Origin of the sequence: Sphingopyxis sp. (assembly GCF_050725615.1) — a bacterium.
Classification (GTDB): domain Bacteria; phylum Pseudomonadota; class Alphaproteobacteria; order Sphingomonadales; family Sphingomonadaceae; genus Sphingopyxis.
The window spans coordinates 16154-30214 of record NZ_JBOHHU010000008.1 but is presented as its reverse complement, the minus strand read 5'-3'; the positions used below and the strand labels follow the sequence as shown (position 1 = coordinate 30214).

12 protein-coding genes and 1 tRNA gene are annotated in these 14061 nt (G+C 66.2%); 3 read left to right on the top strand and 10 right to left on the bottom strand.

The features are described 5' to 3' along the window. Positions 1-6: 6 nt before the first annotated feature. From ACREB7_RS03215 to phhA, 6 genes are read right to left on the bottom strand one after another with little or no spacing between them, the layout of a single operon-like run. The gene (locus ACREB7_RS03215) at positions 7-1137 is read right to left on the bottom strand and encodes a cupin domain-containing protein (protein WP_431590845.1); all 1131 of its coding nucleotides are present in this window, start codon (positions 1135-1137) and stop codon (positions 7-9) included. Then, positions 1137-2150, bottom strand: coding sequence for a carbon-nitrogen hydrolase family protein (locus tag ACREB7_RS03210; RefSeq protein ID WP_431590844.1), 1014 nt, complete (start codon positions 2148-2150; stop codon positions 1137-1139). The genes ACREB7_RS03215 and ACREB7_RS03210 overlap by 1 nt, the downstream gene beginning before the upstream one ends. Further along, positions 2147-3388, bottom strand: coding sequence for a kynureninase (gene kynU / locus ACREB7_RS03205; RefSeq protein ID WP_431590843.1), 1242 nt, complete (start codon positions 3386-3388; stop codon positions 2147-2149). Before kynU ends, ACREB7_RS03210 begins: the two co-directional genes overlap by 4 nt. Continuing rightward, the gene (kynB, locus tag ACREB7_RS03200) at positions 3385-4014 is read right to left on the bottom strand and encodes an arylformamidase (RefSeq protein WP_431590842.1); all 630 of its coding nucleotides are present in this window, start codon (positions 4012-4014) and stop codon (positions 3385-3387) included. The genes kynU and kynB overlap by 4 nt, the downstream gene beginning before the upstream one ends. Then, complete coding sequence (locus ACREB7_RS03195; RefSeq protein WP_431590841.1) at positions 4011-4931, bottom strand: tryptophan 2,3-dioxygenase; 921 nt, start codon at positions 4929-4931, stop codon at positions 4011-4013. The genes kynB and ACREB7_RS03195 overlap by 4 nt, the downstream gene beginning before the upstream one ends. Then, on the bottom strand, positions 4928-5809 hold the full coding sequence (gene phhA / locus ACREB7_RS03190) for a phenylalanine 4-monooxygenase (RefSeq protein WP_431590840.1): 882 nt from the start codon (positions 5807-5809) through the stop codon (positions 4928-4930). Before phhA ends, ACREB7_RS03195 begins: the two co-directional genes overlap by 4 nt. Before the next feature lie 186 nt (positions 5810-5995). Here phhA and ACREB7_RS03185 point away from each other — a divergent pair, with 186 nt between their 5' ends. Continuing rightward, positions 5996-6475, top strand: coding sequence for an Lrp/AsnC family transcriptional regulator (locus ACREB7_RS03185; protein ID WP_431590839.1), 480 nt, complete (start codon positions 5996-5998; stop codon positions 6473-6475). Between the two features lie 65 nt (positions 6476-6540). Continuing rightward, the gene (maiA, locus tag ACREB7_RS03180; protein ID WP_431590838.1) at positions 6541-7197 is read left to right on the top strand and encodes a maleylacetoacetate isomerase; all 657 of its coding nucleotides are present in this window, start codon (positions 6541-6543) and stop codon (positions 7195-7197) included. Positions 7198-7426: 229 nt separating this feature from the next. On the opposite strand, the gene ACREB7_RS03175 is transcribed toward maiA, so the two are convergent. The 4 genes from ACREB7_RS03175 to ACREB7_RS03160 form a co-directional block, all read right to left on the bottom strand. After that, positions 7427-7500: transfer RNA gene (locus ACREB7_RS03175), tRNA-Gly, on the bottom strand. Between the two features lie 238 nt (positions 7501-7738). Then, on the bottom strand, positions 7739-8668 hold the full coding sequence (epsC, locus tag ACREB7_RS03170; RefSeq protein WP_431590837.1) for a serine O-acetyltransferase EpsC: 930 nt from the start codon (positions 8666-8668) through the stop codon (positions 7739-7741). Positions 8669-9013: 345 nt separating this feature from the next. Beyond that, positions 9014-10192: an aminotransferase gene (locus ACREB7_RS03165; RefSeq protein WP_431590836.1), complete on the bottom strand. Its 1179-nt coding sequence runs from the start codon at positions 10190-10192 to the stop codon at positions 9014-9016. Positions 10193-10288: 96 nt separating this feature from the next. After that, complete coding sequence (locus ACREB7_RS03160) at positions 10289-10759, bottom strand: Lrp/AsnC family transcriptional regulator (RefSeq protein ID WP_431590835.1); 471 nt, start codon at positions 10757-10759, stop codon at positions 10289-10291. A gap of 98 nt (positions 10760-10857) precedes the next feature. Here ACREB7_RS03160 and putA point away from each other — a divergent pair, with 98 nt between their 5' ends. Beyond that, on the top strand, positions 10858-13947 hold the full coding sequence (gene putA, locus ACREB7_RS03155; protein WP_431590834.1) for a bifunctional proline dehydrogenase/L-glutamate gamma-semialdehyde dehydrogenase PutA: 3090 nt from the start codon (positions 10858-10860) through the stop codon (positions 13945-13947). The last annotated feature ends 114 nt before the right edge of the window (positions 13948-14061 follow it).

Here is a 14061-nt window from a genome sequence, read left to right as displayed (position 1 = left end):
TGCAAATCAGGCGGGCTGGTGGCCGCCGTTTTCGGAATAGGCTTCCTCGATCCGGACGCCGAGCGCCTCCATCACGGGGAAATCGTTGAACGAGAAGAGGAAGGTCTCGGAGGCGTCGAGATTGACATGTTCGTGCCAGGTCCAGGCCGGCACGCAGAAGATGTCGTGGGTTTCCCAGTCGAAGCGCTCGCCGCCGATGATCGAATAGCCGCGCCCGCCCGCGACGTTGTAGACGACATTGCCGGTGTGGCGGTGCGCCTTGCCGCGAAAGCCGGGCTTCAGCATCTGCATATGCGCGCCCATCGTTTGCAGCGCCCAGCCGCCGGTCAGCGGGTTCGAATAGCGCAGCATAGGCCCGTCGAACGGGGTGCCGTCGGATACCTTGGCGAGGTTCCACAGCGCGTCGCGCGTCGCTTCCCAGCGATAGACCATCACGGGCGAATAGGGCTTCTCCCACGCGGCCAGACCTTCGGGCCGCAGCCCCGCGCCGCCATAGCTCAGCGGCAAATCGTCGGCGGGGAACGCCGCCGTCTGCGCGGGCTGGTCGTAGACCGCGTAGAAATTGGTCTCGAGGCTGTTCATCAGCGGGATGTCGAGCCCGTCCTGCCAGATCGACACCTGGCCCCCGGCGACGACGCCATGGTCGTGCCAGGCGCCGTTCGGGGTCAGCACATAATCATTGGCGCCGAGCGTGATGTGGTGGCCGTCGACGACGGTATAGGCGCCCTGCCCCTCCATGATGAAGCGGTGCGCCGAGGCGGTGTGCTTGTGCGCGGGGGTGATCTCGCCGGGGCGCATCGCCTGCATGCCGCTGAACAGCCAGCCGCACACCGCGACATTCTCACGCCCCGCATCGCTGTCGTTGAGCAGCGTCACGACGCGGCGCCCGGCCTCTTCGGGCTTCACCAGATCGAGCGCGCGCAGACACATGGCGCGCATGTCGGCGTAGCGCCAGAGGGTCGGGCGATAGCGCGTTGCGGGCTCCCACGGCTCGATCGCATTGGCGCGCTTCCAGAAGGCGCCGGCATTGCGTCCGGCGAGCTCCTCGTAGAAGGCCTCCAGCTCTGGCGTGTCGGTGACGCGCGCACGTCCGAGCACATCGTCTCGGGGGTCGATGATCGTGCTGTTGCTTGCCATCAGGACGTCTCCTCATCGGGATCGACGGGCTGCGGCGCGTCGACGAACAGGGCCGACGCGCGGGGGGTCCGGTCGACGGTCAGGTTGAAGATGTCGAAGCGGTTATAGCCGCCGATGATGTCGTGCATCAGCTTGGGCCGGATGCATTCGCCGAGGTCGATGTCGGCATAGACGATGCCCTCGTCGTCGATCAGCGGCTCGCCCACCAGATTGCCGTGCGGGTCGATGACGCCCGAAAAGGCGCTGTTCGGGCGCGACAGCAGGTCGCGGTTCTGCGGGCGGTCGGCAGACATTGCGGCGATGATTTCCTCGCTCACCGCCGAGCAGGCGACGATCGTGAAGACCTTGCCCTCGAAGCTGTGCGCGGTGGCGCGGATCTTGATCGCCTCGGCCATATTATAGGACGCGGGCGCGACCGGCAGCGCGATATAGTTGGCGACATGGACGAGCTCGCCCTGCGACAGCAAGGCGAAGCGTGCGAGCGTGTTGGTATTCTCGCCGCAGGCGAGCGTACCGAGCGGCCCGACCGGCGTGTCGTAGACGCGGATCGAGCTGCCGTCGCCGCCCGCCCAGGTCAGCTTCTCCGCCCAGGTCGGCACCAGCTTGCGATGCCGCCCGAGCAGACTGCCGTCGGCGCCGATGATCAGGTTCGTATTGTAGAGCGTGCCGACGCTGACGGGATCGCGTTCGTTGATGCCGATGACGATGGTGCAGCCATGGTCGCGTGCGGCGGCGCACAGCGCGGCAACCTCGGGGCCGTCGACGCGCACCGACGCGCGGTAGAGGCGCTCATGCCACGCGGCGCCCTCGATCGGCGTCATCAGCCAGTTCCAATAGGGATAGGCCGACACGAACACTTCGGGGAAGGCGACAAGCGCAGCGCCATTGCCCGCCGCCTCGGCGATCAGCGCGCACGCCTTGTCGATGGTGCGCGCGGTGTCGAGGAAGACCGGCGCGGCCTGCACCGCCGCGATGCGCGATCTGGGCAGGAAAGGGGCGGACACCTCGCTCATGTCACCGCCGCCCGCTGGTGATAGTGCGGCTTGTCCCACGCACGCGTCGCGCAGACCTTTTCGAGCCGCCGGGCGGTGTCGACGATATCCTGATAACGCAGGTACAATGGGGTCAGCCCGAAGCGCAAGATGTCGGGGGCGCGGAAATCGGCGATCACGTCGAATTCCTTGAGCGCCTGGACGATCTGATAGCCCTGCGGATGCGCATAGGCGACCTGGCTGCCGCGCTCGGCATGGCCCTGCGTGCTGACCAGTTCAAAGCCATAGGCGTCGCAGAGCGGCCGCATCTGTTCGATGAACAGGTCGCCGAGCGCGAGCGACTTGCGGCGGATTTCGGCCATATCGGCTTCGAGCATCAGATCGACGCCGACCTCGAGCGCCGACAGGCCGAGCACCGGCGGGGTGCCGCACTGGAAGCGTTCGATCCCGGCGGCGGGATCATAATCCTCCTCAAATTCGAAGGGCCGCGCATGGCCGAACCAGCCCGACAGCACCGGCGTCGCCGCATGATGCCGCGCGGCGGCGAACAGATAGGCGGGCGCGCCGGGGCCGCCGTTGAGGAATTTATAGCCGCAGCCGATCGCAAAATCGGCGTTCGCGCCATTGAGGTCGACCGGGATCGCGCCCGCACTGTGGCTGAGATCCCAGACGACGAGCGCGCCGACTTCGTGCGCGCGCTTGGTGATCGCCGCCATGTCGCGGACGCGGCCCGACTTGTAATGCACCTGCGTCAGCAGCAGCACCGCGACGTCCTCGTTCAGCGCGTCGACGATCGCGTCGGGCGCGACCGTGACCGCCTTCACGCGTCCACCCGAAAAAGCTTCGATGCCCTGCATCATATAGACGTCGGTCGGGAAGTTCGTCGCTTCCGACAGGATCACCGACCGCTCGCGCCGCAACGAAAGGGCAGCGGTCAGCGCCTTGAAGATATTCACCGAGGTGGAATCGGTTGCGACGATCTCGCCGGGATTCGCGCCGAGCAGCCGGCCGATCTTGTCGCCGATGCGCCGCGGCGCGGTGGACCATTCGGCGCCGAGCCAGGAGGTGATCAACCCTTCGCCCCATTCGCTGCCGATCACGCCGGCAAGCCGCTCGCCGGTCGCCTTCGGCAGCGCGCCGAGCGAATTGCCGTCGAGATAGATCAGGCCTTCGCGGAGGTGAAAGCGGTCGCGAAACGGCGCGAGCGGATCGGCGGCGTCGAGCGCCGACACATCGGTGGCAAGGATCGTGTCGGTCATGCGATGTCCCTCAAGATGGCGCGTAGCGGGCTGGCATCGGCGCCGACGATACGGAGCGGCAAGGCGATCAGTTCGTAGCGGCCGGCCGGCACGTCATCGAGCACCAACCCCTCCAATATCCGCATGTCGGCCGCCTTCACCGCCTGATGCGCGTCGAGCGTCTTCGACTGTTCGGGGTCGAGCGAGGCGGCGTCCGTGCCGATCAGGCGCACGCCCATGCTGCCTAGCCGCGCGATCACATCGCTGGCTATCGCGGTGAAATCGCTGTCCCATTGCTCGTGCGGAAATTGCTCATAGGTGCGCAGCAAGACGCGCTCGGCGCCCTCGGTCGCGGTCCAGTCGATATCGGCGATCTCGACCCGCCCGCGCGCATGGCGCACGTCGAGCAGCACGCACGGCCCGATATAGGCGCCCAGGTCGCAATCGGCCGAGGCGGCGCCATCATGGGCATAGTGGAGTGGCGCATCGCCATGGGTGCCCGCGTGCAAAGGCGTGAACATGGCGCCGACATTGACCGGGCAGCCACCCCCGATCACCGCGTGGCTGTGCAGCGCGAAGGCGGGCTCGCCGGGCCACACCGGGACGGCGGCGTGCAGCGGCTGCGAAATGTCCCAGATCCGGCTCATGCGCGCGCTCCCTCGGCATAGTCGCCGCCGCTATAATCACCACCCTCGCGCGGCGCGGTCATTTCGGTGCGCATCGACCAGAGTTCGGGAAAGAAGCTGAGGCTGAGCGCCTTGACGAGATAATTGACCCCCGACGAGCCGCCGGTCCCCGGCTTGTGCCCGATCACGCGGGCGACGGTCTTCATGTGCTTGAAGCGCCATTCCTGGAAATAATATTCGAGCGCGGTGATCTTCTCGGCGAGCGTGTAGAGGTCCCAATGATGCTCGGGATCGGTGTAGATCGCGAGCCAGGCCTGCTCGACCGCCTCCGACGCCTCATAGGGTTTCGTCCAGTCGCGCTCCAGATGATCGGCGGGAATGGCAAAACCGCGCCGCGCGAGCAGCCGCAGCAGTTCGTCGTAGAGCGACGGCGCCTCGAACGCCGCGCGCAGCCGCGCGGTCGCCTGCGGGTCGTCCTTGTGGACGATCATCATATCCTCGCGCTTGTTGCCGAGCAGATATTCGAGCTCGCGATATTGTTGCGACTGGAAGCCCGAGGCGCGGCGCAGGAACCCGCGAAAGGTCAGGAAATCATGCGGGGTCAGCGTCGCGAGCACCTCCCAGCTGTGGATCATGTGGCGCTGGATCGTCGCGATCCGGTCGAGCCCCTTGCCCGCGACCGCGAGCCGGTCGGCCTTGATCGCGTCATGGACCAGCCGCCCCTCATGCAGGACGAGCTTGAGCCACAGCTCCATCGTCTGGTGCATGATGATGAACAGCATCTCATCGGGCTTGTCCGACACCGGCACCTGCGCCGAGAGCAGCTGCGCGGTCTGCAGGTGGCGCGCATAGGTGAGGCCATTGTCCCACTGGATCGTCTCACCGTCGATCTCGGTCTCGAAGATGTCGGTGCCGCCGTCGCTCGTCTGCCTGATCATCGTGCCGCCACTCCCTTTGCCGGTCCCGCTCCAACGGGCGACAGGCGCCCGTCATAGGCGATGTCGCCAGGCCAGGCATCTCCGGGTTCGAGCGCCGGGTCGTTCGCGATCTTGCGATAGACGCCCGCGAAGTCGGTGTCTTCGGTCGCGCGCAGCAGGGCCTCGAAGCTCTCGACCACAAAATAGATGCGCTGGAACTCGTCGAAATGATAATCGGTTCGCATCACCCGTTCGATGTCGAGCCAGATGCGACGTGGCTCGGCCGAGGTGAGCGCGCGAAGCGTTTCGGCGGGGCTCGAAAGAAGGCCGCCGCCAAAGGCCCGCAACGCGCCATCCTCGACCACAAGGCCGAATTCGACGGTGTAGAGCCAGAGCCGCCCGAGGAAATCGGAAGCGCCGAGTTTTTCGGCGCGCAGCCCGGCTTCGCCATAAGCGACGAGGAAATCGGAAAAGGCCGGATCGGCGAGCATCGGGATATGGCCGAATATGTCGTGAAACATATCGGGTTCTTCGCTGTACGCGATCTGCTCGGGCGGACGGACGAAGTTGGCGGCGGGAAAGCGCCTGTTCGCGAGATGCTCGAAAAAGGGCCGGTTGGGAATCCAGCCGGGCACCGCGACGACCTCCCACCCCGAAGCGGGCTTCAGCAGCGCGTTGAGCTCGGCGAAATCGGGGACCCCCGGCGTGAGCTGGCGGAGGATGTCGAGGCCTTTGAGGAACGACCGGCACGCATAGCCATCGAGCGCCGTCGACTGCCGGTCGAACAGGGTCCGCCAGGTCCGATGCTGCTCGGGGGAGAAGGCCGACCAATTTTGCGGCATCGTCCAATCGGCCGCGACCCCTTCGGGCGGTGCGTTGAAAATATGCGTGGCGGCCACCGGTCTCTCTCCAAACCTTCTGCCGCGATAGTAGCGCGCCAGCCTGCGAACATTGTCCGCATTTTGGCTCCGAATCTGCGTCGGGTCGGTCAATCGTTCTTCATAAGATCCATATTGCGGGATGATGTCCTTCAAACCTTCAACGGAATGGCGTAGAAGGCGGGCGACTGGAGCTCGGAGCGGAACATGGACAAATTGGACTGGAAGATCGTCGCCGAACTCGAACGCGATGCCCGGCAATCCTATGCCGAGCTCGGGCAGAATGTCGGACTTTCCAAATCGCCCTGCTGGTCGCGGGTCAAAGGCCTTGAGGACAGCGGCATCATCGAAAGCTATGCCGCGCGGCTCGACCCCGGCGCCCTCGGGCTGGCGATGCAAAGCTTTGTCGAGGTGCAGATCCGCTTCGACGCCCACACCGAATTCGAAGCCGCCGTACTCGCCCACCCCGCCGTCGTCGAATGCCACACGACCGCCGGCGAAAGCGATTATCTGCTGAAGATCTTTGCCCGCTCGGCGGACCATCTCGACGAACTGCTGCGCCACAGCCTGTCGAAGCTGCCCGGCGTGCAACGCCTGTCGACCCTGGTGTGCCTCAAGACCATCAAGCGGCACGGCAATCTTTCGGAATGGGCGCGCACAACGGAGAATCGGGGCCGCGCGGCCTAGGCGCCCGCCGGCCCCGGCTGCGATCGCAGTTGCCGTCATGGCGACGCGGCCTTATTTCCGACGCCATGACCGAAATCCTCCTGCACGGCTTCTGGCGCTCGAGCGCAGCCTATCGCGTCCGCATCGCGCTCGGGCTCAAAGGCATCGCCTATCGGCAGCAGCCGGTCGATCTTCTCGCCGGCGAACAGCATGACGCCGCCTACACGCAGATCGCACCGCATCATCTGGTCCCGGCGCTCGAACAGGACGGCCGGGTCCTGATTGAAAGCCCAGCCATCCTCGAATGGATCGACGCGAAATGGCCGACCCCGCCGCTGCTTCCCGGCGACATCGACGACGCGGCGATCGTCCGCGCGATGGCGGCGCTCATCGCTTGCGACATTCACCCGCTCAACAACCTGCGCGTCCTGAATGCGATCCGCGGCGACTTCGAGGCGACCAATCCTCAGGTCAAGGCGTGGATCGCACGCTGGATCACCGAGGGCTTTGCCGCGCTCGAAAGCCTCGTCGCGCGGCACGGCGGGCGCTTCGCCTTCGGCGACACACCGACACTCGCCGATTGCTACCTCGTACCGCAGCTCGACAGCGCCGAGCGGTATCGGGTCGACCTGTCGCCCTTCCCCCGCGTGCGCGCGGCCGGCAATGCGGCGCGGGCGCTACGCGAAGTGGCGGCCGCGCACCCGGACCTTCAGCCCGGCGTACCTGCGGGCCCCATCGCGTGACAAGCGAAGGATAGCGGCAACCTCGGGACCATCGCCCCCAACAAGCGCTCGGTTTCACGCGGCGCCCACACCATCACGCGATTGGTCGGCGCGCATCGCCGATAATGGGAGCCGAGAACAGGAAATGCCGTCCCGGTCGCCGAAGCCATGCGGTCTTTGTGCAGCAGACGCCCGCACGGTATCGCCGCGACGATGATCGGTCGCAGTTTTCCTTGGATTTTTAAGATATTGGAGCGGGTGAAGGGAATCGAACCCTCGTCGTAAGCTTGGGAAGCTTCTGCTCTACCATTGAGCTACACCCGCATTTCAATGGCTTGGCTGTCATTTGGCCCGGCACTTTGCAGGGCGTTTACGGCGGTTGCCTTGGCGATGCGGCGGCCGAGTGCCACGATGACGGCGGCGTCGTCAACATATCTTTTGCGATTCTCGATGGCCCGCGTCCCGCTCTACCCCGATGTTTCGGCGATTTCGGCGTCGGTCAGTGGGTCCGGGCATCGTCATCAGCGCCGTGACAAAGGCGCTACGGCTTGCCCTCGGCCGCTTATGCGCCGCTGATGCTGTTCTGCTCGCGCGCCTGGATGACCCGGCTCTCGGGAGGGACGTCATGCGTCAGCCAGACATTGCCGCCGATTTCCGACCGCGCGCCGATCGTCACGCGCCCGAGGATTGTCGCGCCGGCATAGATCACGACATCGTCCTCGACGATCGGGTGGCGCGGGATGTTGCGGACCATCACCCCCGCCTCGTCGGCGGCGAAGCTGCGCGCGCCGAGCGTGACGCCCTGGTAAAGGCGGACATTGCGCCCGAGGATCGCGGTCTCGCCGATGACGACGCCGGTGCCATGGTCGATGAAAAAGCTGTCGCCGATTTCGGCTCCCGGATGAATGTCGATCCCGGTCTTGTCATGCGCCACCTCGGCGATGATGCGCGCGACGAGTTTCGCGCCGTCGACATACAGCCGGTGCGCCAGCCGGTGATGGATGATCGCGAGCATCGAGGGGTAGCAGATCAGCACTTCGTCGACGCTGCGCGCGGCGGGATCGCCGCGCCACGCCGCCTCGACATCGGTATCGAGCCGGCGGCGCAGCGCCGGCAGCTTGGCCGTGAAATTCTGAACGATCGCGTCGGCGCGGGCATCGACGGCGTGGATCGCCTCGTCCGACATCGCGTAGAGGAGTTCGAGCCGGACCTGTCCGTAAAGCCGCGCGAGGGTCGTCTGCAGCGTCTGTTCGACGAAGACATGCTCATTGTGCGGTCGCACGAAATCGGGACCGAGCCGCAGCGGATAGAGCGCGCCGCACAGCGCCCCTACGATCTTCGCCAGGTCGCCGCGCGAAGGAAAACCCTCGCTGCCATATTCGGCGTCATGGCCGCGCGCATCGCGCCACTCGCGGCGTATCTCGGCGAGTTCGGCGGCGATCGCGGCGACGCCGTCGGTCAGTTCGGACGGCGCGGCAGGGACCGCGATCACAGGCCGAGCCGCTGCCAGAATTCCTGTGCGCTGACGCGGGGCCGTGCGGCGGCGGGCGACGACCAGGACGGATGCGGGAGCGGCGGCGCCCCAGTCCGATGGCGTGGGCGGGGCGAGTCCTGACGGCGAATCCTCATATCCGTATCTCCTTATCAGAAGCACGAATCCGACGGTCTGCCCGGTCTTCGTGCGCTTTAGCCGTTGATGACGCGGAGCAAGCTGACAGCTATCAAAAGCCGCGAGATCCGAAGATCTGCAGTTTTTCTACTTATTTGATTGAGATATGTCGCGCGAAGCTTTCTTGGCGTGGCAAAAGCAAAAGTTTCGGTCCGCGCGGCCCCGGCTTCAGGCGCGCCGTTCCGTCCCGAGGGTGTCGCGAAACCGCGCCAACCTTGCGACCGCTTCGTCCAGCGTCGCGGCGTCCTTGGCAAAGCAAAGCCGCAGGATATGCCGCGGCCCGTCGCCCTCGAACAGCGCCGAGACCGGGATCGACGCGACGCCCGCCTCGCGCACCGCGCGTTCGCTGAAGTCCCTGTCGTCGATGGCGATTCCCGATGCGGCCAGATCGATGCCGAGGAACCAGGTCGCCGCGCTCGGCAGCACGACGAAACCCGCGCGCTCCAGATTTTGCGCCAGCCGGTCGCGCGCCGTCGCCCATGTCGCGCGCTGCGGCGCGAACCAGGAATCGGGGCGCGCCAACCCTTCGGCGGTCGCCCACTGCAGCGCGGGCGGCGTCGTGAAGGTCAGGAACTGATGCGCGCGTCCGATCGCCTGCGCGAGATCGGGCGCGGCGCAAAACCATCCCACCTTCCATCCGGTCAGCCCGAAAATCTTGCCCGCCGACCCGATCTTGACCGCGCGCTCCGCCATGCCGGGCATCGCCAGCAGCGAGCGATGCGGGACGGCATCGAACCGCACATCCTCCCACACATCATCGCAGATCGCGATCAGGTCATGCCGCCGACAGACGTCCGCGAGCATCGCGAGTTCGGCTTCGCTCGCGACCTTTCCGGCGGGATTGAGCGGGTCGTTGAGGATCAGCACCCGCGTGCGCGGGGTGATCGCGCGCGCCAGCGCCTCGACGTCATAGCGCCACGCGGGCGGGTCGAGGCGGACCGACACCGGGGTGCCGCCGGCGCGCCGGACCATCGGCGCATAGCTGTCATAGGCCGGCTGGAAGAGAATCGCCTCGTCGCCGGGCCGGACCAGCGCCAGGATGGTCGCCGCGAGGGCTTCGGTCGCTCCCGACGTCACGACGACCTGCTCGCGCGCCAGCATCAGTCCCTGGCGCCTGGCATAAAAGCCGCAGATCGCGTCGCGCAATTCGGGGAGCCCGAAGGACGGCGGATATTGGTGCGACTTTTCGCGCAATGCGCGCCCGGCGGCTTCGATCATGTCGGGCGACGGCGGCTCGTCGGGAAACCCCTGCCCGAGGTTGATCGCTCCATGCGCTGTGGCCAGCCCCGACATATGCTCGAAAATCGTCGGCTCCATCGCCGCGTAAAGGGGGTGCAGGCGGCTCATCATGTGGCTCCGTTCCAGATATCGCATATTTCTTCCCGATCGCGCCCGGCGGGTAAAGTCGGCCATTGCAGGCGTTCTGCGTCTTTGCTCCCTCCGTCAGCGCGCCGATTCCAAGATCGTCTCCATCGCGACGAAGGTCGAGGTGCTCGCGACATGCGGCAGGCTCGAAATCTTCTCGCCCAGCACGATGCGATACCGGCGAATGTCGGGGGTGCGCACCTTGAGCAGATAATCGAAGCTGCTCGCGATCATATGGCATTCCTCGACTTCGGGAATCTGCCGCACCGCGTGGTTGAACTGGCGTAGCGCCTCCTCCCGCGTGTCGGACAATTTGACCTCGGTAAAGGCGACATGGTCGAGGCCGACCTTCGCCGGATCGACGATCGCGCGGAAACCGGTGATCAGCCCGCTGTCGACCAGCCGTTTGACGCGCGCCTGGCAGGGCGTCTTCGACAGCCCGACCCGCGTCGCGAGATCGGTATAGGTGATCCGCCCGTCGCGCCCGAGGATGGTCAGGATCTTGCGGTCGAACTCGTCCAGATCGACCAAGAAGGAGGAATTTTTCATATATTCAGACTAAGAAACCTTCCAAAATTGGTCAAAACATAAATCGATGGCCAACAATGAAGTCGGATCGACTTCGTGCGATCTGCTATGGACGGGACATGATCCAGCCCACCGACCGCGCCGCCATCCGCGCCCTCGCCCGCCGTCCCGAAACCGATATCGTCGCCGACCTGCGCGCCGAGCTGGCCCGCTCGCCCGCCACGGTCGAAGCGACCACCGCGCGCGGGCTCGCGCTGATCCGCAAAGCGAAGGCCGAGGGCGAGCGCGAGACGCTCGTCGCGCAATTGATGAACCGCTATCGCCTGTCGACCGAGGAAGGCGTCGTGCTGATGTGCCTCGCCGAGGCGCTGCTCCGCGTGCCCGACAGCGCGACCGCCAACGCGCTGATCCGCGACAAGATCGCCGGGCGCCGCTGGAACGAGGGCGAGGATGAGGACAGCCCGCTGATCGTGGCGCTGTCGGCGCGCGGCCTGTCGCTCGGTTCGGCGACGCTGATGCTCGACTCGCTCGGCAGCAAGGCGAACCCGCTCGCGCTGCTGAAATCGATGATCCGCCGCTCGGGCGAGCCGGTGATCCGCCAAGCCTCGCTTGCGGCGATGAAGATGCTCGGCCAGCAGTTCGTAATGGGCGAGACGATCGACGCTGCGGTGAAGCGCGCCGACAAGGAGAAGAGCGAACTCGCGAGCTTCGACATGCTCGGCGAGGCAGCGCGCACCGCCGAGGACGCGACGCGCTATTATGACAGCTATGCGGGTGCCATCACGCGCATCGGCAAAAACGCAAAGGCGGGCGACCCGCACGCCAATCATGGCATCTCGATCAAGCTGTCGGCGCTCCACCCGCGCTACGAATATCTGCAAGGCGCGCGTGTTCGTCAGGAGCTGATCCCGCGCGTGATCGAGCTCGCCCGCGCGGCGCGCGCGGTGAACATCCCGCTGATGATCGATGCCGAGGAAAGCGACCGGCTCGAACCGCATATGGACGTCTATGCCGCGCTGATCGACGCGGGCATCGCCGACGGCTGGACCGGGCTCGGCATCGTGATCCAGGCCTATCAGAAGCGCGCCCCTGAGGTGATCCGCTGGGTCGCCGCCAAGGCGCGCGCGCGCGGCGTCAAGCTGTCGATGCGCCTCGTGAAAGGCGCCTATTGGGATACCGAGATCAAGCGCGCGCAGACCATGGGGCTCGCCGACTTCCCGGTCTTCACCGCGAAGAACCACACCGACCTCAATTACATGCATTGCGCGCAGATCCTCCGCGATGCGCAGGATGCGATCTTCCCCGCCTTTGCCAGCCACAATGCGATGACGCTCGCCTTCATCGCCGAGCTGTTCGCGGGCGCCGATTATGAGTTGCAGCGGCTGCACGGCATGGGCGAGGGCGCGCATGACGCGATCGTCGGGCTGTTCCCGCCGCCGCGCCCGGTGCGCGTCTATGCCCCCGTCGGCACCCATCGCGACCTGCTTGCCTATCTTGTCCGTCGCCTGCTCGAGAATGGCGCGAACAGCAGCTTCGTGCATCAATTCTCCGACCCCGACGTCACCGCCGAGCAACTCGCGGTCGACCCGCGAAGCATCGCCAGCAAGCCCTCGACGATCGCCACCGGCCTGACCCTGCTCGATCCCGAACGCCGCAATTCGCGCGGCTACGATCTCGGCGAACCGGGCGTTCCCGAGGCGTTGATGGCGGCGATGGTCAAGGCGCGACGCGCGAATCCTGTTGCCGCACCAATTGTTTCTGGCCGCGCGCTGTCCGGCGCCGCCGTGCCAGTCCGCAATCCCGCGACGGGCGCGGTCATCGGTTCGGTGATCGAGGCCGATGCCGCCGCCGTCGATACGGCGGTCGCCGCATCGAAATCGGTACAGGAACATTGGAGCCTCGCCGGCGGCGCCTTTCGCGCCGACCGCCTCGAACGCGCCGCCGATCTGCTCGAAGAGCGCGACGCGCTTTTCCTCGGCCTCGCCATCGATGAAGCCGGCAAGACGCTGGTCGACGCGGTCGCCGAGGTGCGCGAGGCGGTCGATTTCCTCCGCTATTATGCGGGTCAGGCGCGCGCGCATTTCACCCATCCGCTGGCGCTCCCCGGCCCAACCGGCGAGCGCAACGAGCTGATGCTCGAGGGCAAGGGCATCTTCGCCTGCATCAGCCCGTGGAACTTCCCGCTTGCGATCTTTCTCGGGCAAGTCGCGGCGGCGCTCGCGGCGGGCAATGCCGTGCTCGCCAAGCCCGCCGAACAGACCCCGCTGATTGCCCACGCCGCAGTCGAGCTGCTCCACGAAGCCGGGGTCCCGGTCGAACTGCTCCATTATCTCCCGGGTCGCGGCGAAATCGTCGGCGCGGCGGTGACGGGCCATGACGATGTCATCGGCGTCGCCTTCACCGGCTCGACCGAGGTCGCGCGGCTGATCAACCGGAGCCTCGCGATGCGCGACGGCCCGATCGCGACGTTGATCGCCGAGACCGGCGGCGCGAACGCGATGATCGTCGATTCGACCGCGCTCCCCGAACAGGTCGCGCGCGACGCCGTCGCCTCGGCCTTCCAGTCGGCGGGCCAGCGCTGTTCGGCGCTGCGGCTGCTCTGCGTGCAGGAGGATGTCGCCGATACGATGATCGATATGGTGGCGGGCGCGATGGCCGAACTCGCGGTCGACAATCCCGCGCTGCTCGCGACCGACGTCGGACCCATTATCGACGAGGAGGCGCAGGCGAATATCGCGACTTACGTGGCCGACGCCCGCGCGGCGGGCCGCGTGATCGCCGAAGCGGGCGGCGCGCTGTCCGCCGGCGGCCATTTCGTCCGTCCCGCGCTGATTCGCCTCGACCATGTCACCGATCTGAAGCGCGAAATCTTCGGCCCCGTGCTGCATGTCGCGACCTGGAAGGGCGGCGAACTCGACGCGCTGATCGATGCGATCAACGCGTCGGGTTACGGGCTGACCTTGGGCGTCCACACGCGCATCGACGGCGTCGCGGCGCATGTCGCGGCGCGCGCGGCGGTCGGCAATGTCTATGTGAACCGCAACCAGATCGGCGCGATCGTCGGCTCGCAACCCTTCGGCGGACGCGGCCTGTCGGGCACCGGTCCCAAGGCCGGCGGCCCGCATTATCTGTTCCGCTTCGCCGAGGAAAAATCGATCTCGACCGATATTACGGCGGCAGGTGGCAATGCGGCGCTGATGGCCGGGTAGAATTGGCTCGCACAAAGCCACGAAGCCACAAAGAAGGGCACTAAATTCCGTTCGTGCTGAGCTCGTCGAAGCACCGTTCTTCCTTCCGCATCCAAAGGAAGAACGGCCCTTCGA